The sequence below is a fragment of the Actinoplanes sp. NPDC049265 genome, from assembly GCF_043197135.1.
Classification (GTDB): domain Bacteria; phylum Actinomycetota; class Actinomycetes; order Mycobacteriales; family Micromonosporaceae; genus Actinoplanes.
This window is the reverse complement of sequence record NZ_JBICSP010000009.1, coordinates 209,526-234,948: the sequence shown is the minus strand read 5'-3', so window position 1 is coordinate 234,948 and position 25,423 is coordinate 209,526. Positions and strand designations below refer to the sequence as shown.

Annotated in this window: 21 protein-coding genes and 1 pseudogene; 11 read left to right on the top strand and 11 right to left on the bottom strand. The window is 71.9% G+C overall.

Annotated features, from left to right (window positions below; genetic code table 11):
- Positions 1 to 8: 8 nt before the first annotated feature.
- The 5 genes from ACGFIO_RS22785 to ACGFIO_RS22765 all read right to left on the bottom strand — a co-directional run bounded on the left by ACGFIO_RS22785 (position 9) and on the right by ACGFIO_RS22765 (position 4,948).
- On the bottom strand, positions 9 to 1,040 hold the full coding sequence (locus ACGFIO_RS22785; protein WP_392828335.1) for an ABC transporter ATP-binding protein: 1,032 nt from the start codon (positions 1,038 to 1,040) through the stop codon (positions 9 to 11).
- Positions 1,037 to 1,822 carry an ABC transporter permease gene (locus ACGFIO_RS22780; protein WP_392828333.1) on the bottom strand — a complete coding sequence of 262 codons (786 nt, stop codon included), beginning with the start codon at positions 1,820 to 1,822 and terminating at the stop codon, positions 1,037 to 1,039. Before ACGFIO_RS22780 ends, ACGFIO_RS22785 begins: the two co-directional genes overlap by 4 nt.
- Positions 1,810 to 2,661 carry an ABC transporter permease gene (locus ACGFIO_RS22775; protein ID WP_392828331.1) on the bottom strand — a complete coding sequence of 284 codons (852 nt, stop codon included), beginning with the start codon at positions 2,659 to 2,661 and terminating at the stop codon, positions 1,810 to 1,812. Before ACGFIO_RS22775 ends, ACGFIO_RS22780 begins: the two co-directional genes overlap by 13 nt.
- Positions 2,662 to 3,789, bottom strand: coding sequence for an ABC transporter substrate-binding protein (locus tag ACGFIO_RS22770; RefSeq protein WP_392828329.1), 1,128 nt, complete (start codon positions 3,787 to 3,789; stop codon positions 2,662 to 2,664). It lies immediately after the preceding gene.
- Positions 3,790 to 3,865: 76 nt separating this feature from the next.
- Positions 3,866 to 4,948, bottom strand: coding sequence for an LCP family protein (locus tag ACGFIO_RS22765; RefSeq protein ID WP_392828327.1), 1,083 nt, complete (start codon positions 4,946 to 4,948; stop codon positions 3,866 to 3,868).
- Between the two features lie 201 nt (positions 4,949 to 5,149).
- Here ACGFIO_RS22765 and ACGFIO_RS22760 point away from each other — a divergent pair, with 201 nt between their 5' ends.
- Entirely contained in the window at positions 5,150 to 6,139 is a 990-nt protein-coding gene (locus ACGFIO_RS22760) for a glycosyltransferase family 2 protein (protein ID WP_392828326.1), read from the top strand.
- A complete protein-coding gene (locus ACGFIO_RS22755; protein WP_392828324.1) occupies positions 6,132 to 7,226 on the top strand; it encodes a glycosyltransferase in 1,095 nt (364 codons plus the stop codon). Before ACGFIO_RS22760 ends, ACGFIO_RS22755 begins: the two co-directional genes overlap by 8 nt.
- Here the strand turns inward: ACGFIO_RS22755 and ACGFIO_RS22750 are convergent, their stop codons facing one another.
- Positions 7,227 to 7,808 (bottom strand): TetR family transcriptional regulator, encoded by a 582-nt coding sequence (locus tag ACGFIO_RS22750; RefSeq protein ID WP_392828322.1) that lies wholly within the window; start codon positions 7,806 to 7,808, stop codon positions 7,227 to 7,229.
- Between the two features lie 92 nt (positions 7,809 to 7,900).
- On the opposite strand from ACGFIO_RS22750, the gene ACGFIO_RS22745 reads away from it, so the two are divergent.
- A complete protein-coding gene (locus tag ACGFIO_RS22745; RefSeq protein WP_392828320.1) occupies positions 7,901 to 8,752 on the top strand; it encodes an SDR family oxidoreductase in 852 nt (283 codons plus the stop codon).
- A 12-nt stretch (positions 8,753 to 8,764) separates the two neighbouring features.
- Complete coding sequence (locus ACGFIO_RS22740; RefSeq protein ID WP_392828318.1) at positions 8,765 to 9,505, top strand: SDR family NAD(P)-dependent oxidoreductase; 741 nt, start codon at positions 8,765 to 8,767, stop codon at positions 9,503 to 9,505.
- A gap of 9 nt (positions 9,506 to 9,514) precedes the next feature.
- Here ACGFIO_RS22740 and ACGFIO_RS22735 read toward each other — a convergent pair whose 3' ends face one another.
- Entirely contained in the window at positions 9,515 to 10,975 is a 1,461-nt protein-coding gene (locus ACGFIO_RS22735; RefSeq protein WP_392828316.1) for an MFS transporter, read from the bottom strand.
- A 97-nt stretch (positions 10,976 to 11,072) separates the two neighbouring features.
- On the opposite strand from ACGFIO_RS22735, the gene ACGFIO_RS22730 reads away from it, so the two are divergent.
- Positions 11,073 to 11,690, top strand: coding sequence for a TetR/AcrR family transcriptional regulator (locus ACGFIO_RS22730; protein WP_392828314.1), 618 nt, complete (start codon positions 11,073 to 11,075; stop codon positions 11,688 to 11,690).
- Here ACGFIO_RS22730 and ACGFIO_RS22725 read toward each other — a convergent pair.
- Together ACGFIO_RS22725 and ACGFIO_RS22720 are read right to left on the bottom strand one after the other, a co-directional pair.
- Complete coding sequence (locus ACGFIO_RS22725) at positions 11,666 to 12,250, bottom strand: hypothetical protein (RefSeq protein WP_392828312.1); 585 nt, start codon at positions 12,248 to 12,250, stop codon at positions 11,666 to 11,668. The two genes, ACGFIO_RS22730 and ACGFIO_RS22725, sit on opposite strands and share 25 nt — an antisense overlap.
- On the bottom strand, positions 12,247 to 15,147 hold the full coding sequence (locus ACGFIO_RS22720; protein WP_392828310.1) for a tetratricopeptide repeat protein: 2,901 nt from the start codon (positions 15,145 to 15,147) through the stop codon (positions 12,247 to 12,249). The genes ACGFIO_RS22725 and ACGFIO_RS22720 overlap by 4 nt, the downstream gene beginning before the upstream one ends.
- A 76-nt stretch (positions 15,148 to 15,223) precedes the next feature.
- Here ACGFIO_RS22720 and ACGFIO_RS22715 point away from each other — a divergent pair, with 76 nt between their 5' ends.
- Positions 15,224 to 16,726, top strand: coding sequence for a hypothetical protein (locus ACGFIO_RS22715; protein ID WP_392828309.1), 1,503 nt, complete (start codon positions 15,224 to 15,226; stop codon positions 16,724 to 16,726).
- Positions 16,727 to 16,730: 4 nt separating this feature from the next.
- Here ACGFIO_RS22715 and ACGFIO_RS22710 read toward each other — a convergent pair whose 3' ends face one another.
- Together ACGFIO_RS22710 and ACGFIO_RS22705 are read right to left on the bottom strand one after the other, a co-directional pair.
- Entirely contained in the window at positions 16,731 to 18,257 is a 1,527-nt protein-coding gene (locus ACGFIO_RS22710) for a glycosyltransferase family 2 protein (protein WP_392828514.1), read from the bottom strand.
- 111 nt (positions 18,258 to 18,368) lie between these two features.
- Positions 18,369 to 19,490: pseudogene (locus ACGFIO_RS22705) on the bottom strand (glycosyltransferase); the annotation flags it as partial.
- 134 nt (positions 19,491 to 19,624) lie between these two features.
- Here ACGFIO_RS22705 and ACGFIO_RS22700 point away from each other — a divergent pair.
- The 5 genes from ACGFIO_RS22700 to ACGFIO_RS22680 all read left to right on the top strand — a co-directional run bounded on the left by ACGFIO_RS22700 (position 19,625) and on the right by ACGFIO_RS22680 (position 25,389).
- Positions 19,625 to 20,542, top strand: coding sequence for a sulfite exporter TauE/SafE family protein (locus tag ACGFIO_RS22700; RefSeq protein WP_392828307.1), 918 nt, complete (start codon positions 19,625 to 19,627; stop codon positions 20,540 to 20,542).
- A 105-nt stretch (positions 20,543 to 20,647) separates the two neighbouring features.
- A complete protein-coding gene (locus ACGFIO_RS22695) occupies positions 20,648 to 21,544 on the top strand; it encodes a siderophore-interacting protein (protein ID WP_392828306.1) in 897 nt (298 codons plus the stop codon).
- 19 nt (positions 21,545 to 21,563) lie between these two features.
- Positions 21,564 to 22,733, top strand: coding sequence for an MFS transporter (locus ACGFIO_RS22690; protein WP_392828305.1), 1,170 nt, complete (start codon positions 21,564 to 21,566; stop codon positions 22,731 to 22,733).
- Between the two features lie 128 nt (positions 22,734 to 22,861).
- On the top strand, positions 22,862 to 24,520 hold the full coding sequence (locus ACGFIO_RS22685) for a sulfatase (RefSeq protein ID WP_392828303.1): 1,659 nt from the start codon (positions 22,862 to 22,864) through the stop codon (positions 24,518 to 24,520).
- The gene (locus ACGFIO_RS22680; protein ID WP_392828302.1) at positions 24,517 to 25,389 is read left to right on the top strand and encodes a 1-aminocyclopropane-1-carboxylate deaminase/D-cysteine desulfhydrase; all 873 of its coding nucleotides are present in this window, start codon (positions 24,517 to 24,519) and stop codon (positions 25,387 to 25,389) included. The genes ACGFIO_RS22685 and ACGFIO_RS22680 overlap by 4 nt, the downstream gene beginning before the upstream one ends.
- The last annotated feature ends 34 nt before the right edge of the window (positions 25,390 to 25,423 follow it).

Here is a 25,423-nt window from a genome sequence, read left to right as displayed (position 1 = left end):
GATATTGGTCAGGAAGTGCCCTCCAGCGCTACCGCAACGGGCCGGATCTCGATCCGAACCGGGGTGCCGGGGGTCAGTTCGGCGATTTGTCCGGAGGCCACCTGAGCGGTCACCAGGTCGTCCCCGACCTGCACGACCACCCGGCTGAAGGGCCCCAGGAAGCTCGCCGTGAGCACCTTGCCGGCACCGTCGGGGTCGGCCACCACGTCGACCGATTCCGGCCGCACCAGGGCGGTGACGTTCTGTCCCGCGGTGGCCGGCGACACGAGCGGGAGGGCGGTTCCGAGCACCTCGACGCCCTGACTCGTGGTGACGCCGGGCAGCCGGTTGCTCAGCCCGACGAAGTCGGCGACGAACGCGGTGGCGGGGGAGAGGTAGACGTCGGCCGGCGCGCCCAGTTGCTCCAGCCGGCCGGCCCGCATCACCCCGACCCGGTCGGCGACGGCGAGCGCCTCCTCCTGGTCGTGGGTGACGAACAGCGTGGTCGTACCGACCTCGGTCTGGATCCGTTTGATCTCTTCGCGCAGCTGCACCCGCACCTTCGCGTCCAGCGCGGACAGCGGCTCGTCGAGCAGCAGCACCTTGGGCCGGATGGCCAGCGCCCGGGCCAGCGCGACCCGCTGCTGCTGGCCGCCGGAGAGCTGATGCGGGTACCGGCCGGTGTGCTGGCCGATGCCGACCAGCTCCAGCATCTCCCGCGCCCGTCCGGCGGTCTTCTCCCGGCCGCGCAGCTTGAGACCGAACTCCACGTTCTGCTCGGCCGTCAGGTGCGGGAACAGGCTGTAGGCCTGGAACACCATGCCCATGTCGCGGCGGTTGGCCGGTCGGCGGGTGATGTCCTGCCCGTCGACCACGACCGTGCCGCTGTCCGCGTCCTCGAGCCCGGCCAGCACCCGCAGCGCGGTTGTCTTGCCGCAGCCGGACGGCCCGAGCAGGGCGATCAGCTCACCCGGATGCAGTTCGAGATCGAGACCGTCCAGCGCGGGTACGCCGCCGAAGCTGCGCCGCAGGCCTTGCAGGTGTACTCCGACGCCGCTCATCTCGTCTTCTTCCGATCACCGATCAGGGACAGCAACAGCAGCAGAACGAAGGCGAGCAGCAGCGCGGCCAGCGACACGGCCACCGACATGGTGGCGCTGCTCTTGCCCAGGAAATTGATCGCCACCTGCAGGTTGGTGCGGTTGAGCAGGGAGGCGATGGTGAACTCGCCGAGCACCAGGGCGACGGTGAGGAACGCCGCCGACAGCACGGCCGAGCGGATGTTCGGCAGCACCACCCGGGTGATCACGGTGAACCAGCTCGAGCCCAGGCTGCGGGCGGCCTCGGACAGCGTGCGCACGTCGATCGCGGACAGGCCGGCGTCGATCGCGCGGTAGGCGTAGGGCAGGACCAGGATGGTGTACGCGAAGGTCAGCGTCAGCGACGAGCCGCCGATCAGGTAGTTGACCCAGGCGTAGACCGGCGCCAGCCCGACCACCAGCACGATCGCCGGGATCGTCAGCGGCAGCAGGCAGAGGAACTCGACCAGCCGGCGCAGGCCGGGCAGCCGCAGGCGTACCCAGATCGCGGTCGGCACCAGCAGCACCAGCATGAGCACCGCGGTCAGCGCCGCCTGGCCGAGCGACATCACGATGCCCTCGGCCAGGTCGGGGTAGGTCTCGCTGAGCCGCGGCCAATTGATCAGCGTGGACCAGGTCCGCTGATCGCCCCGGGTGGTGAACTCGACCATCGCGACCAGCGGGAGGACGAAGAAGACACCCAGGACCGTGATCGTCGTCCAGCGGAAGACGGCCTGTTTGCGCCGGAACCTCAGCCGAGCCATCGCGCCGTCCTTCGCTGCAGGAGCGCGTAGAGCGCCATGACGACCGCGACCACCACGATCATGCCGAGTGCCATGGCCTTGCCCAGGTTGGCCTGCCCGAGCACCACCTCGCTGGTCAGCGCGCCGCGGATCTGCAGCGGGATGATCGGGCTGCCCTGGCTGACCAGGGCGGCCGCGGTGGCGTAGGCGGAGAAGGCGTTGGCGAACAGCAACAGCGTGCTGCCCAGGAACGACGGCAGCAACAGCGGGCCGGCCACCCGCGTCCAGTAGACCCACGTCGTGCCGCCCAGGCTCTCGGCCGCTTCCCGCCACTGCGGCCGGATCCCGTCCAGGGCCGGCAGGAAGACGATCACCATCAGCGGGATCTGGAAGTACGTGTAGACCAGCACCAGCCCCGGCAGCTCGAACAGCCACACGCCGCCGGCGTAGATGTCCACCCCGGCCTGGTCGCGCAGGAACACCGTGACGAAGCCGGACAGCCCGATCGTGGCGACGAACGCGAACGCCAGCGTGACCCCGCCGAACTGGGCCAGCACGCCGCACGCGGCGGTCACCGCGCGCCGCAGTAGCCCGCCCGGCTTGGCGGTGACCAGCGCGTACGCCAGCAGGGCACCGAGCACCGCGCCGATCAGCGCGGTGCTCGCGGACAGCAGGATGCTGCGCCCGAAGGCGTCCAGCACGTAGTCCTGGGTCAGCGCCCGGACGTTGGCCGTGGTGACGCCGCCGGAGTCGCCGGCGAACGCCCCGATCACCACGACCAGCGTCGGGGTGATCAGGAAGATCGCGACGTAGGCGAAGAACGGAACCGTCCCCAGCGCCCTCTTGATGACTCCGGGCACTTAACCGACGGCCTTGGCCCAGTTGGCGGTCAGGTATTCCTTGGCCTTGGTGGTCTGTGCCTCGGTCTGGAACACCGGCGTGCCCTCGGTCTTGGGCAGCGTGCCGTACGCGGCCTTGTCGATCGTGCCGGCGGACTCCATCGCCTCGGCCCGCACCGGGCGGGCGCCGCCCTTGAGCCACAGGTTCTGACCCTCGTCGGAGAAGAGGAACTCCTGCCACAGCCGGGCGGCCGCCGGGTGCGGGGCGTTCTTGCTGATCGCCTGCACGTAGTACGAGCCGACCACGGCGCCGGCCGGCACCACGGTCTTCCACGACGCGGTCTTCTTGGCCTGGGCGACGTTCAGGTAGTCCCAGTCGATGACCACCGGGGTCTGGCCGGACTCGATGGTGGCCGGGGTCGGGTCGACCGGCAGGAAGTTGCCCGCCGCCTTCAGCTTCTTGAAGAACTCGACGCCGGGCGCGATGTCGTCGGCCGAGCCACCGTTGCCCAGCGAGGTCATCACTACGCCGGAGAACGCGGCGCCGGCCTGGGTCGGGTCGCCGTTCAGCGCCACCTTGCCCTTGTACTCGGGCTTGAGCAGGTCGGTCACGCTCGCCGGGGCGGGCACCTTGGCGCTGTCGTAGCCGATGGCCATGTAGCCGCCGTAGTCGTTGGTCCAGGCGCCGTTCGGGTCCTTCAGCGCGGCCGGCACCTCGGCCCAGGTCGCCACCTTGTACGGCGCGAACTTGGCGGTGTTGGCACTGGCCACGGCCCCGCCCAGGTCGAACACGTCGGGCGCCTTGTCCTGACCCTTGAGCTGGTCGGCGGCGTTGATCTCGTCCTGGCTGGACGCGTCCGGCTGGGCCGAGTTGACCTTGACGCCGTACTTGGTGCCGAAGGCCTTGATGATCTCGCCGTAGTTGGCCCAGTCCGGCGGAAGCGCGATGACGTTGAGCTGACCCTCCTTCTTGGCCTCGGCGACCAGGGCGTCCATGCCGCCCAGGTCGGCCGCCGACGTCGCGCCGGCGGCGGCGGTGCCGCCCGACCCGCCCCCGGAGTTTTTGTCCTCGGGTGGCGCGCAGGCCGCCGTGGCGGCGAAGGCCGTGGCCGTCACGACGGCGACGGCTGAACGTGCAAGGGTTCGCACTGAATCCTCCTCGGGTCAGGCGTTGATCTTGACCGAGGGTGGTTGGCGATCAGGCAAACTCCAGCTGACCAACAACTCAGGTTTGGGCCACGACCTCGGGGTGCGACTGGATGAAAGCCGCGAGATCATCGTTGCGTACCGCCTTGAGCATCTGAAGACTCAATTCGGTCAAGATCTCCACACTCCCGACGCCGGGAATCTGATCACTGTGGAACTTGCCGTCGTTCGTCTTGAGGGTCACCAGATCCTCGGGCTTGATGCCGCGCATCGCGAACACCCAGTCCTCCAGCGGGATGCCGCCGTCGTCCACGGTCATCGTCTGGCCGATCGCCTTGAGCAGACCGGGCAGCTTCTGCGGCGAGCTGAGCCCGTCGTCCACCGCCTGCTTCAGCACGGCCCGGAGGAACTGCTGCTGGTGTCGTTGCCGGCCGTAGTCGAAGTCGCGGTTCTGCAGCAGGTCCCGCTGCCGGACGAAGTCCAGCGCCTCGGCCGGGGTGAAGCAGTGATCGCCCTTCTTGTACGTGTTCGGCGTGGTACCGGCGATCTTGTGGCGGACCGTGCCGTCGCTGTTCAGCTTGTACGGCACGGCCGGCTCGCCGGTGGCGTTGTCCCGGCCCTTGTGCACCGACTTCGTGGTCTCGTCGACGTACATGCAGACGTGGCCGAGCACCCTGACCACGTTGTAGAAGCCCTGGAAGTCGACGATCGCGCCGGCGTCCGGGGTGATCCCGGTCAGCTTCTTCACCGTCAGCGCCAGCAGCTCGAAGCCGCCGGACAGGGCCTTGTCGCCGGTCAGGCCCTGGCTGCCGAACGCGAAGGCGGCGTTGATCTTCGCCTTGCCGCCCCGGTAGCGGACCTTGCCGTTGTCGTACGCCGGGATCGACACGTAGCTGTCCCGGGGCAGCGACACCATGTAGCCCTTGTCGTGCCCGGCCGGGATGTGCAGGATGATGATCGAGTCGGATCGGGTCAGCGCCGACGGATCCTGGTTCTTCCGGGTGTCCACCCCGACCAGCAGGATGTTCTTGGCGCCGGTGACCGACACGTGCTCCCGCTCTGGTGCCCGGCGCACCGCGCCCAGCAGGTTCTGCTGCTTCACCGACTTGGTCGCCGACGAGACCGTCGCCCGCATCGCCGCCACCGCGCCGCCGCTGCCCACCGCCAGTAAAGCTCCGACCCAGATCAGAATCAGTGCCCACCGGGGCGTCCTGCGGCGCTTTTTCAACACATGATCTAGACGCGCGAAGTCACCCGATCGGTTGTCTCGTTTTCCAGAAATTCACACTTCCGTAGTCAACATAGGCCATCAGTCCAGCTCGTCTTCACCACGGAGTTGCCATAGTTTCTTAGAGTGGCGCGGATGTCTGCCAATCCGGACGTAAGCGTTGTCATCCCCACGAGATTCCGCCCCGACCTGGTCGTGCGGGCGGTGCGCAGTGCGCTCGTACAAACGCATCGTGATCTTGAAGTGATCGTGGTGATCGACGGCCCGGACGACCCGACCGAGAAGGCCCTGGCCGCCCTCGGCGACGAGCGGCTCCGGGTGATCACGCTGCCCGGGAAAGGCGGCGCGCCCAACGCCCGCAACCAGGGCGCCCAGGCCGCCCGGGGCGCCTGGGTGGCCTACCTCGACGACGACGACGAGTGGCTCCCGGCCAAGCTCGAGGTCCAGCTGGCCGCCGCGGCCGCGTCCACCGCCGCGCTGCCGGTCGTGGCCAGCCGGCTGATCAACCGCACCCCGCGGGCCGACTCGATCATGCCGCGCCGGCTGCCGGAGGCCGGTGAGCCGATCAGCGAATACCTCACGAAGCGGCGCGGCCTGTTCTACGGCGACGGGTTCATTCAGACCTCGACCATCATGGCGCCGGCCGAGCTGTTCCGCCGGGTCCCGTTCACCGTCGGCCTGCGCCGCCAGCAGGAACTCGACTGGACGCTGCGGGCCCTGCAACAGGAGGGCGCCGAGCTCGTCTTCGCGTCCGAGCCGCTGGTCCTGTGGCACCAGGACGAGGACCGCGACCGGATCAGCCTGCACGCACCGTGGCGCGAGCAGCTCGACTGGCTGCGCCGGAACCAGACACTGTTCACGCCGCGGGCGTACGCCGCCTTCACCATGAGCGTGCTGTCCTCGATGGCCGCGACCACCCGCAGCCTGGCCGTCTGCCGCGAGATCCTGGCCGAGGCGCGTGGCTACGGGCGGCCTGGGATCATCGACTACGTGACGTTCCTGCAGATCTGGGCGCTGCCGCCCGGCATGCGCTCCCAGCTGCGCGACCGGGTGCTCGGCCGCACCGCCGCGCCCAAGAAGGTGCCGGCCCAGGCGAGCCGCTCCGAGCGGGTCGACGTTGGCTGATCCGCACGGCCGGCCGGTGGTGGTCTGGCGCAGTGCTCTGCTGCCCGGTTCCGAGACCTTCGTCCGCAACCACGGCGCCTACCTGACCCGGTGGGCGCCGGCCTACCTGGGCGCCACCCGGATCACGTCGGCGTTGTCGCTGCCGTCGGACGTGATCGCCTTCCCCGACGGCAAGGGCTTCCTGCGCCTGCGGCTGACCGGTTCGTCGCCGCGGCTGACCGCCGCGCTGCGTACCCTCAACCCGGCCGTGGTCCATGCCCACTTCGGCGGCGACGGCTGGCTGGTCGCCCGCGCCGCCGCCACGGTCGGCGCTCCTCTGGTGCTGACCGTGCACGGCCACGACGTCACCCGGCAGCCCGGCAGCCCGGGCCCGCTCGGCGTCCGCTACCGCCGCAACCTGCGCGACGTCTTCCGCCGCGCCCGCGTCGTCCTGGCCGTCTCGCAGCGAATCCGCGACCGCGCGCTGGAGCTGGGGGCCGACCCGGCCAAGGTCCGCGTCCACCACACCGGCATCCCACTGCCCCGGTTCGTGTCCGCCGACCCGCGCTGGGACGTCGCGTTCGTCGGCCGGCTGGTCGAGAAGAAGGGCGTCGCCGACCTGCTCTCCGCCCTGCGCCGGGTCCCGGCCCGCGCCGTCGTCATCGGTGACGGCCCGCTGCTCGACGACCTGCGCGCCCGGGCGTCCGGGCTGGACGTGACCTTCACCGGATCGCTTCCCCCCGACCAGATCGCCGCGCATCTGGCCGCCTCCCGCATGCTGGCCGCCCCCTCCCGCACCGCCGCCGACGGCGACGAGGAGGGCCTGCCCACGACGATCCTGGAGGGCGCCGCGTACGGGCTGCCGGTGGTCGCGACCCGGCACAGCGGCATCCCCGAGGCGGTCCTGGACGGCGAGACCGGCCTGCTCGGCGACGAGGGCGACGTGCCCGCGCTGGCCGCCAACATCGAGCGCCTGCTGGCTGACGACTCGCTGCGGGCCAAGCTCGGCGCAGCCGGCCAGGCCCACGTGATCGAGAACTTCGACCTGGTCAAGCAGTCCGCGAAACTCGAGGACCTCTACGACTCGCTGGTCCGCGTGCGCGTCTGATCAGGTGGTGTGGGCCGGCGGCTGGGCCAGCCCGGCCACGGCGGCCACGACTGCGGCCCGGCGACCGCCGCGCGACCGGCTGCCGAACTCCGACCGCAGCGCCTGCAGCGACCAGGCCGCGGTGTCCCAGCTGTTCACGATGGCGATGACCATGGCCATCAGGTCGGCCGCGGGGATGTCGTCGCGGATCCGGCCGGCCGTCTGGGCCGCCTGGATCGCGGTGACCCGCTGCCGGTACTGGGCGGTCTCGGCGTCGATCGGCCGTTCACGTTCCAGGTTGGCCCAGTAGTAGAGCCGGCGGATGTGCGGCCACCGCTCGAGCCGGTCGAACATGTCACCGGCGTAACCGGCCAGGTCGCCGCGGTCGAACGAGATCGAGTCGGCCAGCATCACCATGCTGTCGGCCACGACCTTGTCGAACAGCTCCTCCTTGGTGCCGAAGTGCATGTAGATCGACCGCTTGTTGGCCGCGGCGTTCTCGGCGATGCGGTCGATGCGGGCGCCGGCCAGGCCGTAGCGGGCGAACTCGTCGACCGCGGCCCGCATCAGGCGCTTCTTCGTCTCGGTGGCGTCGGGCGGCATGGGTCTCAGCGTACATAACTAACTGGTTATTGACGAACGGTTCTCGGGCGGCGTATGAATGTATCCAGTTAGTTATGTACGAGGGAGTGGTCATGCGTACGTGGTTCATCACTGGAACGTCCTCGGGCTTCGGCCGCGAACTCACCGAGCAGTTGCTGGGCCGGGGTGACCGGGTTGCCGCCACCGCGCGCCGCCCGGAGGCCCTCGACGACCTGGCCGGGCGGTTCGGCGACCGGCTCTGGCGGGCCCCGCTCGACGTCACCGGCACGGCCGCGCTGCGCGAGGTCGTCGACCGGGCGTTCGCCCAGCTGGGCCGCATCGACGTGATCGTCGCCAACGCCGGCTACGGCCTGTTCGGGGCGGCCGAGGAACTCACCGACGAGCAGATCGACCGGCAGATCGCGACCAACCTGACCGCGTCCGTCCAGCTCGCCCGGGCCGCCACCCCGCACCTGCGCCGGCAGGGCGGCGGGCGGTACATCCAGGTCGCCAGCATCGGCGGCCAGATCGCCTTCCCCGGCATGAGCCTCTACCACGCCACCAAGTGGGGGATCGAGGGCTTCTGGGAGTCGGCCGCGCCCGAACTGGCGCCGTTCGGCATCGGCGTGACGATCGTCGAGCCCGGCGTCTCGCGCACCAACTTCGGCGGCGGCAGCGCGGTGCTGGCCACGCCGATGCCCGAGTACGCCGACGGGCCGTCCGGCCAGCTGCGGCGCAGCCTCTCCGGCGAACTACCGCCACTGCCCGCACCCGGCGACCCGGCCAAGGTCGCCGCGGCCATCATCGCCTCGGCCGACCGGCCCGTCGCGCCGCTGCGCCTCACCCTCGGATCCGATGCGTACGAGCTGGCCACGGCCGCCGTGCGCGACCGCCTCGAGGCCCTGCGGGCCGGCCGCGAGCTCGCGTACTCCACCGACGCCGACGACGTCGTCCACACCGCCTAGAAGGAGCCCGTCATGTTCGACTTCACCGGTAAGACCGTCCTGATCACCGGCGCCACCGGCGCCCTCGGCGTCGCCCTGGCTACCAGGTTCGCCGCAGCCGGCGCGAACGTCGTGGTCACCGGCCGGTCCCACGTCGACGAGGTCGCCGCCCAGGCCGGCGGCACCAGCATCGGGGTCACCCTCGACGTCGCCGACGAGGCCGGGTGGGCCGGGGCCGTCGCCCGCACCGAGGAGACCTTCGGGCCGCTCGACATCCTGATCAACAACGCCGCCTACCTGAAGGTCGGCACCACCGAGAGCATCGCGGTCGACGAGTTCCGCAAGGTCATCGACACCAACCTCACCGGTGCCCTGCTCGGGATCCGCGCCGCCGCACCGTCCATGCGCAAGGCCGGTGGCGGCGTGATCGTCAACGTCAACTCGATCGCCGGGCTCACCGCCGCCCCCGGCCTGGTCGCCTACAGCAGCAGCAAGTGGGCGCTGCGGGGCCTGCTGCGGGCCTCGGCCAAGGAACTCGCCCGCGACCACATCCGGGTCAACGCCGTGCACCCCGGCATCATCGAGACGCCGCTGGCCTACGGTCCCGACGGCCGGCCCCTGGTCCCGGTCGGTGACCTGGCCATCCCGCGCAACGCCGACCCGGGCGAGATCGCCGACTTCATCCTGTTCACCGCGTCCGACCAGGCCCGCTTCGCCACCGGCTCGGAGATCCTGGCCGACGGCGGCTTCATGCTCGGCCCGATCGCCGCCTGACGCCGGTGGCTAGCGCGGGGCCGGCACGTCCAGCCCGGCCGCCCCGAGCACCTCGTCGGCCTCGACCTCCAGTGCCGTGAGCCTCCGCCGGCGGGCCGGCCGGGGCAGGGCCCAGCCGACCACCGCGGCGGCGACCGCGGCCAGTGCGGCACCGACCAGGAAGACGGTGACGAACTGCGTCTCGCGCGGCAGCGGCAGCGGGCCGGGGATCGCGTTACGGGTCATCATGGTCACCACGAAGGCGGTGCCCAGCGACATGCCGACCGAACGCGCGATCGAGTTCACGCTGTTGGCGATGCCGGTCTCGGCCGGCTCGACGTGGGCGATGAGCAGGGCCGGCAGCGCCGCGTAGCCGAACGTGACGGCCGAGTTGACCACCAGCGCGCCGACGATGATCTGCCAGGTCGCGGTGTGCAGCGTGGCCAGCATGGTGAAGCCGAGTCCGGCCAGCACGGCCGCGATCACCAGCGTGTGCTTGGCGCCGAAACGGGCCACCAGGCGGCCGCCGAGCGGCGCGGTGATCACCCCACTGGCCGTGCCCGGCAGCAGGTAGACCAGGCTGGCGGCGAGCACCGACGCGCCGAAGCCGAACCCGGCCACCTCGGGCGGCGTCTGCACCAGGGCGGACACGGCCAGGAAGACGGCGAACATCGCGAAGCCGAGGAACAGCCCGGCCGCGTTGGCCACCACGATCGGCCGGTGACCGAGCATCCGGGGGCTGACCAGCGGGTGCGCGACCCGCCGTTCGAGCAGCACGAAGGCCACCAGGGCGACGACCGCGCCGGCCAGCGACCCGAGCACGCGGACCGAGCCCCAGCCCCAGCCGTTTCCCTCCTCCAGCGGCAGGAGCAGCAGGACCAGGCCGACCCCGAGCAGGGCGGCGCCGGCCAGGTCGAGGCGGCCGGTGGCGGCGCCCGCGCGCCGGGGGAGTAGCCACGCCCCGGCCAGGCCGACCGCGGTGAGCGCGGCGGCCAGCCAGAACAGCCGGTGGTAGTCGCCGCCGTCGCGCATCAGCAGCCCGGTGACGACCAGGCCGAAGCCGGCCCCGACCGAGAGCATGCCGCTGGTCAGCGCCATCGCGCCGGTCAGGCGGGCCGGGGGCAGCTCTTCCCGCAGCAGGCCGATGGCCAGCGGGAAGAGGCCGAAGCAGGTGGCCTGGGCGACCCGGCCGGCCAGGAGCAGCGGAAGGCTGGACGTGGTGGCGGCCAGGACCGAGCCCAGCAGCACGACGACCAGGACGCCGAGCATCACCCGGCGGCGGCCGTGCAGGTCGCCGAGGCGGCCGATCGTCGGGGTGAACACCGCGGCGGCGAGCAGGTTGGCGGTCACCACCCAGCTGGCCGCGCTGGTCGAGACGCCCAGGTCGGCCTGGATGTCGGCGACGACCGGCACGACCAGGGTCTGCAGCGCCGAGACGAGCAGTACCACGTAAGAGGCGACGGGCAGCGCGAGGCGCGTTCGCTGAAGCATGAGCCGACCGTAGACGCGGAGACGATAGCTTTCAACACAGTGTCGAGAAAAAACGATGTGACGTCGATTTCCCCCGTCACGCTGTTAGAGTCGACGCGTGCCAGCCACCAAGAGCCGCCGTGCCCCCACGAAGGGCGATCAGCGGGAGCAAGCCCTGATCGACGCCGCCCGGGCGGTGTTCCGCGACAAGTCGATCAGCCAGGTCACCATCGACGAGCTGGCCGGGGCGGCCGGCATCGCCCGCTCCGGCTTCTACTTCTACTTCGAGTCCAAGCAGGCGTTGCTGGCCGCGCTGGTCGACCAGCGGCTGGCCGAGTCCGACCTGGAGATGGCCGAGTGGCTGGCCTCCGACGGGCTCGACCGGGGCGCGTTACGCCGCGGCCTGGCCGCCGGGCTGGCCCGATGGAAGACCGACGGGCGCTGGCTGCGCGAGGCGTTCATCACGCCCGACCCCGGGCCCGAGGTCAAACACGTACGCGACCGCCTGGTCGACGAGGGCTGCAGCATGTTCAGCAAGCGCATCGCCCGCGACGCGCAGGCCGGCCGCACGGTCGCCGGCCCACCCGAACTGATCGCCAAGATGGCCGTCCAGCTGCGCAGCATCACCTTCGCCGACGTGTACGCCAACCCCGGCGCCCACAACGACGACGAGCTCCTCGACACCCTGACCGACGCCATCCTGCGCCTGGTCTACGGCGTCACCCCCGGCGCCTGACCCCCCGGCCCGAAGACCAGAACCGGCACCTGAAGATTCGCCACCGCCCCGCGCAACTCGGGCAACCCGTCGAGCGTGCGGGCGACCAACACCAGCCGCGCCGGCCGATCCGGGTGATGCAGGACGCCGTCGCTGAGCAGCCGGCGGACGACCGCTCCGGGCCACCGGTGAATCCCGTCGACGACCACCAGCACGCCGGCGGCTTCGCCGAGATGGAGCGGGCCGACGTCGGGGTCCTCGGCCGGGTCATCGGATCGCACGGCGTCGAGGACCGTCCATCCGCCGGCGGCCGCGTCGGCCACCAGGGCCGTCACCTCCTGTCGGACCCGGGCCGGATCGTGGTCGTGCAACCACAAGGCGACCAGCCGTGACCCGTGTCGCAGACCTCGCCGCAGATCCGCCCGGGCAGCACCGTCCGCGTCGGTGACCGGGCGGGAAACGAGCGCGAACGGCGCCGGACGCCGGCCGTCGACATGGATGTCGCCGCCGACCGTCCCGTACGCCGCACCGCCCCGAGCCTGAACGCGCTGCTCGGTGTCGTGCTCGGGGACATCGCTCACGACGGTTCCGCGACGGCGTCCCGCAGGGCGGCGACAGTGCCGGCGGCCGCCTTCAGCAGCGGCGCGAAGACCTCCGGGCGCGCTTCGGCCAGTTCGAGGTAGATGTCGAACGCCTGCCGGGCGAAGTCGAGGGCCGCGGGCAGCTGAGCACCGCACTTCTCGGCCGCCCAGGCGTAGCGCCAGAGCGTGAGGGCCAGGTCCGGACGGGTCTCGGGGCGTTCGCGGGCCACCCGCCGGCGGATGCGCAGGGCCTCGGCGAGCGCGGGCAGACTCTCGTCGCAGCGGCCGGCCCCGGCCAGCATCACGCCGCCGTTCATCAGCGCGCCGGCCAGCAGCGCACGATATCGAACCGGGTCCTCGTCGCTCAGCTCCCGCCAGATGCGGATCGCCTCCTCGGCAGCGGCCAGCGCCTGCTCGGGCCGACCCGTTCCGGTCAGGCGGATGCTCAGGTTGTTCACGGCCTTGGCGAGGTCGGCCCGGCGGCCGGGATTGCCCGCCACCAGCTTCCGCTCGATCGCGACGGAACGCTCCGTCGTCGCCAGCGCGTCCTGCTTCCGCCCGGCCCGCCACTGGCCCACGCCCAGCAGGTTCAGCGCCTCGGCCAGGGCCGCGAGATGGGTGGAGTGTTCGTCGCGAGCCAGCTCCTCGTCGATGCCGACCGCCTCACCGGCCGCGACCAGAGCATCGTCGAAAGCGCCGAGGTCGTGCTGGACCGTGGCCAGGTTGACCAGCGCACCGGCGAGATCCGGCCGGTACACCACGGGATTGGCGGCGACCAGCCGGCGCCGGATCTCGACGGCTTCCGCGGTCGTGGCCAGGGCCGCCTCGGTCTGCCCGAGCGCCGACTGGCAGGCGCCGAGATTGTGCAGCGCCATCGCGAGGTCGGGCAGGTGCCCGCCGGGCCGGCCGCGCGCCAGGTCACGGTAGTCGGCGACGGCGGCGGTGGCGTGCGGCAGAGCCTCCTCGTCGCGACCGAGCTCGCTGAGCATGACGCCGACGGTGTTCCGGGACGCGGCGTGGGCGGCCCGCTCCTCCGGGCCCCGGCCCGCCAGCCGGCCAAGGATGGTCTCGGCCTCCGCCGCGGCCTCCAGTGCCGGCGCGTCCGCACCGCGCGTGATCAGGACGCCGGCGAGGTTCTCCAGAGCCGCGGCGAGCGCCTCCGGATCCGCCTCGGGCGACGGCCGGTCGGCGAGCCCTCGATGGATCTCGACCGACCGTTCGAGGGTGGAGCGCGCCTCCTCGTCGCGGCCCACGTCGGCGAGCAGCGTGGCGTGCAGGTTCAGGGCGGACGCGAAGGCGGCGTCCGCGCCGCCGGACTCCCGGCCGGAGACGGCGTACCCGGAGGCGGCCAGGGCCTCGTCGTAGCGTCCGGCGGACGCCAGCCGTCGGGCGTCGGCCTCGCTGATCGCCGCCCGCTCCGACGTGTCCGCCGCCACGGCGAGCCGCGGCCCCACGAGGGCGTGGCTGATCGCGGCGGCGCCCACGTCCAGGTCGACGTCCTCCCCGGCCGGAAGGAGCGCGTCGATGGCTTCCAGCACGTCGAGGTCGGGTTCCCGGATCCCGGCCAGCGCGCCGAGCGCGGTGCTGCCGGCGGTGATCGCCAGCTCCGGCTCGGCGCGCAGCAGGGGATGCAGATGGTCACGTCCGACATGCGGCCAGCGGTCCGCCGCCGCGGCCAGCATGGCGATGGCCCGATGCGGGGTGCGCGCCTCGGAGCGCAGAAGGGCCGGCACGGCGGCGGTGGCCCACTCCTTAGCGGGATATTCGGCCCGATGACCGGGCAGGGTGAGGGCGAGGAAGTCCTCGGCCAGCCGATCGGGATACATCGGAGCCAGCACCGAGCCGGTCGCGGTCCGCTCGGGCGGATACAGGACGGCGTGATCGGTCAGCACCGTCTCGGCGTCGCGTACGTTCAGCCGGCCGAGCACGCTCACCCCGGTCGTGCGGGGCAGCTCGCCGGTCAAGGCGGCGGTGAAGACGGCCCTCCGCATCACCGGCGGCGGGGTGCGTTCGACCGCCGGCCAGTGGGCCTGCTCCCGGTCGAGAAGGTAGATCGTCAGTCCCTCCACGGTGGGCGGAGGAGTCGCGCCCCGGGCATCCGCGTCGACGGCGACCAGAGCCGCCATGTGCAACGCCAGAACCAGGCCCAGGTCCTCGCCGGTCAGGTCGTCCTTGGGCGGGACCTCCGTCGGCTCCCGGCCGTAGTGGCGGGCGAAGCTGGTGACGGCGGCGTCGTACATCCGCTGCCGGGCATCACCGCCGCCGGCCGGGAGGGCCTCGAGCTCCTGCGCGGACACCCGGCCGTCACGGGCGACGGCCATCTCGCGGACCGCGGGCCACGGCATGGTCGCTCGCGCGATCAGCAGGACGCGGGTGGGTACGCCGGCCCGGTGCAACAGGCTGTTGTCGAACAGCCGGTCGAGGTGGGTCGCGGGCCACCGGTCGGCGTAGTCGACGATCAGCAGAAGTCCGGCATGCCCGTCGGGGGCGAGTATCTGACTGCCCGGCGGCGGGCGCAGACCGCCCGGGCCGTGCGTGGCGTCCACCACCTTCCAGCCGGCCGCGACCGACGCGGCGGCGAGCTCGGCGGCCAGTCTGCTCTTGCCGATGCCCCCGGGGCCGTGGAACCAGCGGACGGCGAGGCCGGCGCCCGCGTCCCGCCAGCGGATCAGCGCGTCCCGTTCGCGCGTACGCCCGGTGAACTCGACCACCGCGAACCGGGCGTTGAGCAGCCGGCTCGGCATCTCCCGGGTGAGGTCCGGGTCCGGGCGTCCGGCGGGCCGCCAGTTCTCCAGGACGTAGGCGGGCGTGCCGTCACCGAGCACATGGATATCCGCGCCGACCACGCCGTAGGCGTACCCGGACTCGACCGCGACCACCTGCGTTGCCCTGGACACGCGTCCATCGTGGCCGCACCGGGCGCTCCTGGCGAGTCCCGGTAACTCCTCCGGGCCGGCCGGTAGGCTCGCCAACGTGGACGTCGTCGTTCTGACCGCCCTCGACCTCGAGTACCGGGCGGTTCGTGACCATCTCACCGACGTGGAGACGCAGCACCACTCCGCCGGCACGATCTTCGAGGTCGGAACACCGCCGGGCGGCGACGGCCGGGTGGCGGTCGCGGTCGTGGGCGAGGGCAACAACAGCGCGGCGGTCCTGGCCGAACGCGCCATCGCCATGTTCCAGCCGGCCGCGGTGCTGTTCGTCGGCATCGCCGGTGCGCTGCGCGACGACCTCCGGATCGGTGACGTCGTCGTCGGCACGAAGGTCTATCCGTACCACGGCGGCAAGGAGGACGACCGCGGGTTCAACGCTCGCCCGCGCGCCTACGAAGCCCCGCACGAGCTCGAGCAGCTCGCCCGCCACTTGATCAACGCCCGTTCCTGGCGGGACCGTCCCGACGTGCCGGTCGTGCATCTGAAGCCGATCGCGGCCGGTGAGGTGGTCCTCGACTCGCGGACGGCGACGCTGGCGGCGCGGCTCCGAGAGCATTACAACGACGCGGTCGCCATCGAGATGGAGAGCGCCGGGATCGCCTCGGCCGGCCATCTCAACCAGTCGCTGCCGTGGCTGTCCGTCCGGGGGATCAGCGACGCCGCCGACGGACGCAAACAGACCACCGACGGCGCCGGTTCCCAGCCGCTCGCGGCCCGCAACGCCGCCCGCTTCGCGTTCGCCCTGATCGACGCGATGATCGCCCGCCGTTCCGGTCCGGCTCGGCCGGACCCCGGGCGACCGGGCTCGAGCATGACCATCGTCGCTGATCGGGGCGGCCAGGCGTTCGGCGCCCAGCACGGCGACGTCCATGTCCACCCGGCCGGCCCACCCGCGCCGCCCGGCTGGCAGCCGGCCGACCCGGCGCCCGCGGTCAGCTGGCGCACCGACCTGACCGGGCAGCCGCTCGTTGCGGGGTACGGTGCGCTCGAACTGCACCTCGTGCCCGTGAAATCGGCCGGCCGCGTCGAGGTCCGGCGGATGAGGACCCTGGCCGACGACCTGGCCGCGGCCGCCCGGACCTACGAGTTGTTCGAGCAGTCGCAGGCCGTCGATGTCTACTCCGACGACACGGTCGCGCGAGTGACAGTGGCCGAGGGGCCCGGCACCAGGGGATCGGCGATCACACGACTCGGACAGCGGTCGGCCTGGGCGCCGCTGCCCCGCGACCTTCTCGGCCTGGTCCTCGACGAGGAAGACATCGCCCGGCAGCTCGCCCGGCTGTGCACCGTCCTCGTCGGCCTGGGACTGCCGGCCGCCGATCGCTACGCCGTCGCCGTCGGCACCGACACCGCCGCCTCGACGTCGATCGGCCGGGTCGACGAGATGCCGCGCGGCCAGAGCACGCCGGCGGTCTGGACGCCGCAGCAGGTCCGCGTCCCGGCGGACGAATCGATGCCGCTCGCGGGGCTCGGTCAGGATGCGGCCGAGGAGCTCGCCGCCCGCCTTCTCGCGGCGTTCCGGCGCACCAACCGGATCGGCTGATCGACTAGCGCTTGGTCAGGCGGGCGGTGATCTGGCGGGCGTTGACCGGGATGACCGAGAGCATCAGACGGCCCGACGCGTCGGTGACCAGGGCGACCACCGACGCGCGGCGGCCGGTCAGGACGACCCGGGGGCGGGGGCGTTCCAGCTCGGGGGCGCGGACCGCGGCTCCGCCGGACGCGCCGGTGGCGTTGAATCGGCCCGGGGCCTTCATCGGGTCGTACGCGCCAACCTGGGCTGACAGGATGCGGCGCTGGCCGGTCGGGTCGCTGGCGGCGATCACCGCCGGCAGGTCGAAGGTGATCTCCACCCGCTGGCCGGCCCGGGTCACCCGGGCCTCGATGTCCTCGGCGCCGGCCGACAGGTCGGCCGCCCCGTTGCCGGTGGCGGTCAAAATCAGCTGGTCGCGGTGCCAGACGGCCGCGGTGACGTCGAGCTTCGCGTCCCAGTCGGGCGTACTCGTGACATCGAAGTCGGCGTCGGGGAGCCGGCCGAAACCGGGGTACGAGGCGTAGCGCCGGCCGCCGCGCTCGACCGTCTTCGGCAGGCCGTGCCGGGCGTCCTGCCCGATCACGGCGAGCAGGTCGTCGAGGTCGCCGTCGCGGGCCACGGCCAGGCGGATCCGGGTCTCGGGGGCCAGCCGCGCGGCGATCTCGTCGGTCAGGTGGTCGGCGGCGATCGAACCGATCGCGTCGTGCACCATCTGCTGGGTGGCCCGGTCCAGGCCGAGCACGTCGTCCTCGAGCAGCCGGGCCAGCTCGTGGTCGAAGCGCCGCACCATCAGGGCGTCGCGCTTCTTGCCCGCGGGGAGCAGCTCGGCCACGTACCCGACGATCTTCTCCGCGGTCTGCACCCGCAGCGCGTGCCGGCTCTGATAGGTGACGTTGCTGCCGCTGAACCGGCGCACCGCGTAGTAGAAGTCGTACCCGCTGAGCACCGACACCCGCCGCGCGTGGAAGCACGCGGCCAGCGTGAACGGGAAGTCCGAGCCGATCCGCATGTCCTCGCGGTAGCGGATGCCGTGCTCGTCGAGCAGCGACCGGCGGAACAGCTTGGTGTTGGCCAGCGAGCGCGGCAGCGGCGAGTCGAACAGGTCCAGGTCGGCCTGGTCACGGACGAAGATGTCCTGGAAGATGTGCCGGCTGTTGACCCCGACGACCTTGCCCAGCAGGACGTCGGAACTCCACTCGTCGGCCGCGGTGACCATCCGCTCGAGCGCCTCGGGGCCGAGCCGGTCGTCGGCGCCGGCGAAGAACACGTACCGGCCGGTGGACGCCTCCAGACCGCGGTTGAACGGCTGGGCCGGACCGCCCGAGTTGGGCTGGTGCACCACTGTCATCCGGCCGGCGAACCGCTGCGCGAAACGGTCCAGCTCGGCGCCGCTGCCGTCGGTGGAGCCGTCGTCGATCGCGACGATCTCCATCCGGGCCGGGCCGATGGTCTGCGCGGCCAGCGAGTCCAGGCACTCGGTGAGATAAGGCATCACATCGTGTACGGCCAGCACGACGCTGACGTCTGGCGGCCCGAGCAGCCGGTGGTAGAGCGCGTCCAGCTTCTCGGCCTGCGCCGCCCAGGTCCAGCCGGGCAGCGGGCTGTCCGGACCGTCGTACACGCCGCGGTATTTCGCCGGGTCGTCGAGCACCGCGCGGGCGGCCCGGGCCAGGTCGGCCGCGTCGCGGGCCCGGAACACCTCGCCCACGCCGGTCGCGCGCACGGTCGCCGCCATCGTCCGGACGTCGCTGACGATGATCGGGAGGCGGGCGTGCGCGTACTCGAAGAACTTGGTGATCAGCGCGATCTCGTGGTTGGGCCAGTGGTGGATCGGGATCAGCCCGGCGTCGGCCCCGGCCAGGAAGCGGGTGACCTGGTCGTACGGGACGTAGGGGACGGCGTGCACCCGCTCGTGCCGCGGCGCTCGGGCCGGATCTTCGACTACCAGGGCGAGGTGTACGCCGGGCAGTTGCTCGATCGCCTCGACGGCCGTGGCGATGCCGCGCTGCGGTGACGCCGAACCGCTGTAGACCAGCAGCGGCGTGTCCGGGCCGACGCCGCACAACGCGCGCAGGTCGGGCACGTCGTCGCTCGCGTCGCCGAACTCGGGCGCGTTCAGCAGCACCCCGGGCCGGGCGGGCAGGTGGTGCTCGTGCTGGAGCAGTTCGGCCAGGCCGTCGGAGACGGTGACCACGGCGTCGGCGGCCCGGGCGTACTCGTGCTCGTAGGCCAGGTGGGCGGGCAGCCACCGGGCGTTGTCGCGGCGCGGTTTGGCGCCGGCCAGGAACTCATGCGCGTCCCAGACCAGGCGCACGTCCCGGCCGGCGGCGCGGGCGCGCTGCTTGGCCCGGGCGCCGACGCCGAGCATGCGGGTGTCGTGCGCGTGGATCAGGTCGGGCTGAAGCTCGTCGATGACCGCGCCGTAGGCCCGCTCGTACGTCCACAGCCCCGGCTCCAACTTGCGCCACGACCGGTCGCCGAGCGTCGCGCCGTAGAACCGCACCTGGGCCAGCTCGACCGGGCGGCGGGCGAGCCGGGCCGCGCGTAGCGGCGCCCCGCCCCGGGCGAGCAGGCGCCCTTTGAGGCCGGCCGGCCCGGGTGAGGTGCCGCCGCCGAGGGGGAGGAGCCGCACCTGGGCGTCGCCCAGCTCCCAGCGCTCCTCGGTGGAGCCGGGAACGCAACCCAGAAGCGTGACGCCCCACCCGGCCGCGGCGGCCGACCGCGCTGCCTTCTGCACCCGGGAGTCGCCCCGCACACCGTTGTCGACCAGCATCACGACGCGACCGTTAGGCATGATGCGGCGATTGTACGGGTGCCGGCCGGCGTCCAGCAGACGGACACCCTATTGCTCAATGCCGATTGACAGGGTAGGAAATAGAAAACCTACCGGATCGATGGGACCGACTCATGCGGAAGCTGATCCTGCTGGCCCTGGTCGGCCTGGGCGCACAACTCGTCGACGGCAGCCTCGGCATGGCCTACGGCGTGACCTCGACCACGCTGCTGCTGGCCATCGGCACCAACCCGGCCGCCGCCTCGGCCACCGTCCACCTGGCCGAGATCGGCACCACCCTGGTGTCCGGCGTGTCGCACTGGCGGTTCGGCAACGTCGACTGGAAGGTCGTCCTCAAGATCGGCGTTCCGGGCGCGATCGGCGCCTTCGCCGGTGCCACGTTCCTGTCCGGCCTGTCGACCGAGACCGCCGCGCCGCTGATGTCGATCATCCTGCTGCTGCTCGGCCTCTACGTGTTCACCCGCTTCACGTTCCAGGGCCTGCCCAAGGGTCACCTGGGCAAGCCGTTGCGCAAGCGGTTCCTGGCGCCGCTGGGCGTGGTGGCCGGTTTCGTCGACGCCACCGGCGGTGGTGGCTGGGGCCCGGTCGGGACGCCCGCCATCCTGGCCAGCGGCCGGCTCGAGCCACGCAAGACGATCGGCTCGATCGACACCAGCGAGTTCCTGGTCGCGATCGCCGCCAGCATCGGCTTCATCCTCGGCATCGGCTCCGAGGGCGTGAACTTCGCCTGGGTGCTGGCACTGCTGCTGGGCGGCGTCGTAGCCGCCCCGATCGCTGCCTGGCTGGTCCGGCACATCCCGCCGCGGGTGCTCGGCTCGCTGGTCGGCGGCGTCATCATCCTGACCAACATCCGCACCCTGCTGCGCAGTGACTGGATCGACGCCCCCGACCCGGTCCGCTACACCGCCTACGGCGTGATCTACGTGGCCTGGGCGGCCGCGGTCGTCTACTCGTTCCTGCAGTACCGCAAGAACGCCGAGGAGGAGCGGTCGATCATCGCCGAGGCCGAGCGTACGAAGGCCCCGGCCTGACCGGCGTCGGACGCGTGAAGGAGACGCTGCGCAGGGTGCGGGTGGATTGTTTAGGGTTGCCTAACCTAGGCTGGCGGGAACGGTCGCCGGATGGGGGAGGTGCGGATGAGCGAGACCACGTTGCCGATGCGGGTGTGGACCGGGTCGGTGGTGCGGACCGAGGAACTCACCCCGGGCATGCGGCGGATCGTCTTCGGCGGTGAAGGGCTCAGGGGGTACGCCAGCACCGGTGTCGGGGACGAGTATCTGCGGCTGATCTTTCCGGAGCGGCGCAAGTCGGCGCCGCGGCTGCCGACCGTGACCAACGGGTGCCTGGACTACGACTCGATCGACCTGGCCACCATGCGGACCTACACCGTGCGGGGCTTCGAGCCGGCCACCGGCGAGGTGACCATCGACTTCGTGATCCACGACGGCGGGGTGGCGGCCGAGTGGGCCAAGGGCGCCGAGCCGGGTGACCTGGTCGGGCTCAACACGCCGAACGGCATGTACGACGCCCCGGGCGGGCTGGAGTGGCAGTTTCTGGTGGCCGACTGTGCCGCGATCCCGGCGGCGGCGCGGCTGATCGAGGGGGCGCCGGGCGGTTTGCGTACCCGGGCGATCCTCGAAGTGCCGGGCCCGGCCCACCACCTGGACCTGACCGCCGGGCCGGGGGCGGAGGTGACCTGGATCTACGGCGGCAACGGGCACGGGCCGTCGCGGCTGGAGCAGGTCGTGCGCTCGCTCAAGCGGCCGGTCGGCGGCGTCGGCTACATCTGGGTGGCCGGCGAGACCCGGGAACTGCGCGGCGTACGCAAGTATCTGCGGCGTGAGCTGGGGCTGCCGTCGACCGCCTACAAGACCGTGGGCTACTGGACCGACGGCGCCGAGAGGTGGCGCAACCGCTACGAGGCGTTGGACGACGCGACCAAGACCGAGCTGATGGCCATCTGGGAGAGCGACGCGGACCTCGGCGACATCGAGATCCGCTATGACGAACAACTCGCCCGGCTGGGCCTCTGAACCACATATAAAAGGAGCCGTGACCAAGGCTATCTGGCGGGCGGCGGCGCCGGCGGTGCTGATGGCGGCCTGGGGTGGCAACCACTTCTCGCCGCTGCTGCTGCTCTACCGGCGGGTCGACGGCTACAGCCAGGTCGAGGTCAACCTGTTCTTCGCCTTCTACATCCTCGGGCTGGTCCCGGCGTTCCTGGTCACCGGGCCGATCGCCGACCGCCGTGGCCGCCGTTCGGTGGTCGTCGGCGCGCTCGGGCTGGGTGTGGCCGGCAGCGTGATCCTGATGGCCGGGCACGCGAGCGTGTTCTGGATGTGCGCGGGACGGCTGGTGTGCGGGGTCAGCGTCGCGGCGGCGATGGTCGCGGGCACCAGCTGGATCAAGGAGCTGTCCGAGCACGACGCCGATCCGCCGGCCCGGGCCCGGCGCGCCTCGCTGACGCTCACCGCGGGGTTCGGGTTGGGCGCGGGCGTTGCCGGTGTGCTCGCGCAGTGGGTCCCGGCGCCGACGATTCTCCCGTACGCCGTCCACATCGCGCTGTCCGCGGTCGCCGCCGTCCCGCTGTTCCGGGCCCCGGAGACCGCCCCGCGCACCGCGTCCACCGGGCCCTGGATCGACCTGCGGCTGCCCCGGGGCGGCTGGCGTCGCTTCGCCGGCGTGGTCCTGCCGATGGCGCCGTGGGTGTTCGCGGCACCGGCGCTCGCCTTCGTGGTCGGCCCCTCGCTGGTCGCCGATCGCACCGGCGACCTCCGGATCGCCTTCGCCACCCTGCTGGCGGTACTCACCCTGGTCACCGGCGCGGGCATCCAGCCCTACGTGCCGCGGCTGGCCCGGGTGCTGCGCGGGCGGCAGGGCGTGGCCGGGCTGGTGGTGCTGGCGCTGGCCACCGTGCTGCTGGCGACCGACCCGGCCCCGCTCGGGGTGGGCGCCGCGGCACTGCTGTTCGGCGTCGCGTACGGCGTGACCATCGTCTCGGGGCTGGTCGAGGTGCAGGCCCTGGCCACGCCGTCCAGTCTGGCCGCGCTGACCGGCGTCTACTGGTCGATCACCTACGCCGGGTTCGCGCTGCCGGTGATCCTGGCCGGGATCCACGGGGCCGGTCCGGGCTATCCGCTGCTGCTCACGGTCCTGGCCGTGATCACGGCCGGCTGCGCGGCGGCGGTGGCCGTCGGTCTGCGCCGGGGGCGGTTTGTCTAGAGTCTCCGCATGTCCGTTGATCAGCCGGGCCGCCTGAACCGTTTCGGAGGTACCGACGTACTAGGTACGTGCCCGCGAGAGAAGCAGTGTCAGCGCCCGTCCGGCCCGCCGAACGGTCCGAGGCTCGGATGAGCCCGGACGCCGGAAAGAAACGGCCCGGGTGTCGGCGCGTCGTCGCCGGTGTGTTCACCGCCCTGGCCGGTGTGCTGGTCTTCCTCGCCCTGGCCACCCCCAACAACGTGAGCCGCCTGCCCGAGGGCTCGAACACCGCCGAGGCGTTCATCCGCATCCCGATCGAGGCGCTGATCGGCATCGCGGTGCTGCTCGTGCTGCCGGGCCGGGTCCGGAAGGTCGCGGCCGTCGCCGGCGGGGTGCTGCTCGGCCTGCTGACCATGGTCAAGGTCATCGACATGGGTTTCTACGCGGCGCTGGCCCGGCCGTTCAACCCGGTGCTCGACTGGGTGCTGGTCGACGACGGGCTCAGCTTCCTGGGCGACTCGATCGGTGACACGCTGGCCAAGGTCGCCGCGGTCGGCGCGGCGCTGGTGCTTTTGGGCGTACCCGTGCTGATGGCCTGGGCCGTGCTCAGAACGACCCGCTTCGCCGAGCGGCACCGGGCCGCCACCGAGCGTTCCGTGCTCGCGCTCAGCGCGGCCTGGATCGTCCTCGCCCTGCTCGGCAGCCACTACGTGTCGACCGTGTTCATCTCCTCCGACGCCGCTGTGACGCTGGCCCGCGACACCATCGAGAAGGTGCCCGACGGGATTCGCGACAAGCAGGCGTTCGCCGCCGAGGCCTCGGTCGACAGGTACCGTGACAGGCCGGCCGGCCAGCTGCTCAGCGGTCTGGCCGGCAAGGACGTGATCTTCACCTTCATCGAGAGCTACGGGCGAAGCGCGGTCGAGGACCCGGACTACGCGGCCGGCATGGACGCCACCCTCAAGGCAGGCACCGCGAAGCTGGCGGCGGCGGGCTACGGCGCCCGCAGTGGCTGGCTCACCTCACCGACGGCGGGCGGCGGCAGCTGGCTGGCCCACTCGACGTTCCAGTCCGGGTTGTGGATCAACAACGAGTCTCGTTACCGTACGCTCACAGCCAGCGACCGCATGACGTTGACCAGCGCATTCGGCCGTGGCGACTGGCGTACCGTCGGCGTCGAGCCCGGCCTGACCTACGCCTGGCCGGAAGGCCGGTTCTACGGGTACGACCAGATCTACGGCGAACAGGCCCTGAACTACCACGGCCCCAAGTTCGACTGGGCCACCATGCCCGACCAGTTCACCCTGCAGCGGTGGGAGCAGCTGGAGCACAGCAAAGCCGACCGGTCGCCGCTGATGGCCGAGATCACCTTCGTGTCCAGCCACACGCCGTGGGCCAAGGTGCCGGACATGGTCGGCTGGGACCAGCTGGGCGACGGCTCGGTCTTCGGGCCGATGACCGCGAACGCGCCGTCGGCGGCCGAGCTGTGGAAGGACGACAAGAAGGTACGGGCCGAGTACCTGCGCTCGGTGCGGTACTCGGTCGACAGCCTGGTGTCCTACGTGGAGAAGTACGGCGACGACGACCTGGTGCTGGTCTTCCTGGGCGACCACCAGCCGTCGCCGATCATCACCGGCCAGAACGCCAGCCGTGACGTCCCGATCAGCATCGTCGCCAAGGACAAGGAGGTGCTGGACAAGGTCGGCCCATGGCAGTGGGCGCCCGGACTCCAGCCGCTGCCGAGCACGCCCGCCACCCGGATGGACCAGTTCCGCGACATGTTCCTCGGCACCTTCAGCGGGCAGTGACCTCGTCCGGGCCGCGGCTCCTGGCGCTGCCGTCGCCGCTCGAGGAACTGGTCGACGACCGGCTGACCGCGGCCGGTCTGCGCGTGCTGCTCAAACGTGACGACCTGATCCATCCCGACCTGCCCGGCAACAAGTGGCGCAAACTCAAGCACAACCTGGCCGCCGCGGCGGCGGGCAACTTCCACACCCTGCTGACCTTCGGCGGCGCGTACTCGAAGCAGATCCTGGCCACTGCCGCGGCCGGGCACCACTTCGGCTTCAACACCGTCGGCGTGGTCCGCGGCGAGGAACACGTGCCGCTCAACCCGCTGCTGGCCCGGGCGGCCGAGCTGGGCATGACGCTGACGTACGTGGACCGCGACCGCTACCGCCGGCGGGCCGAGCCGTCCGTCCTGCGGCGGCTGCGGCGCGAGTTCGGCCCGCACTACGTGATTCCAGCCGGTGGGGCCAACGATCTGGGGGTACGCGGCTGCGCCGAACTGCCGGCCGAGGTCACCGAGCCGTACGACGTGATCTGCTGCTCGTCCGGCACCGGCTGCACACTGGCCGGGGTGGCGATCGGCCTGCCCGCCGGCCGCACCGCGCTGGGCTTCGCGTCCCTCAAAGGCGACTTCCTGGCCGGCGACGTGGCCGCCCTGCAGCGCGCGTACGGCCGGCCGACCTCGAACTGGTCGGTCGACACCGAGTTCCACTTCGGCGGTTTCGCCCGCCGCCCGCCCGAGCTGGTGGACTTCGTCGCCGCCTTCCGCGACCGCCACGGCATCGCCCTGGACCCCGTCTACGAGGCCAAGATGATGGCCGGCATCCTCGCCCTGGCCGCCCGCGGCCACTGGCCGCGGGGAACCACCCTGGTCGCCGTGCTCGGCTGATTCGCGAATATCCGAATAAATTGTTCTACGTCAA

Coding starts and splice junctions, on each gene's coding strand:
- ACGFIO_RS22785 (WP_392828335.1), bottom strand. CDS start 1,040: ATGAGCGGCGTCGGAGTACACCTGCAAGGCCTGCGGCGCAGCTTCGGC.
- ACGFIO_RS22780 (WP_392828333.1), bottom strand. CDS start 1,822: ATGGCTCGGCTGAGGTTCCGGCGCAAACAGGCCGTCTTCCGCTGGACG.
- ACGFIO_RS22760 (WP_392828326.1), top strand. CDS start 5,150: ATGTCTGCCAATCCGGACGTAAGCGTTGTCATCCCCACGAGATTCCGC.
- ACGFIO_RS22750 (WP_392828322.1), bottom strand. CDS start 7,808: ATGCCGCCCGACGCCACCGAGACGAAGAAGCGCCTGATGCGGGCCGCG.
- ACGFIO_RS22745 (WP_392828320.1), top strand. CDS start 7,901: ATGCGTACGTGGTTCATCACTGGAACGTCCTCGGGCTTCGGCCGCGAA.
- ACGFIO_RS22740 (WP_392828318.1), top strand. CDS start 8,765: ATGTTCGACTTCACCGGTAAGACCGTCCTGATCACCGGCGCCACCGGC.
- ACGFIO_RS22735 (WP_392828316.1), bottom strand. CDS start 10,975: ATGCTTCAGCGAACGCGCCTCGCGCTGCCCGTCGCCTCTTACGTGGTA.
- ACGFIO_RS22700 (WP_392828307.1), top strand. CDS start 19,625: ATGCGGAAGCTGATCCTGCTGGCCCTGGTCGGCCTGGGCGCACAACTC.
- ACGFIO_RS22695 (WP_392828306.1), top strand. CDS start 20,648: ATGAGCGAGACCACGTTGCCGATGCGGGTGTGGACCGGGTCGGTGGTG.
- ACGFIO_RS22685 (WP_392828303.1), top strand. CDS start 22,862: ATGAGCCCGGACGCCGGAAAGAAACGGCCCGGGTGTCGGCGCGTCGTC.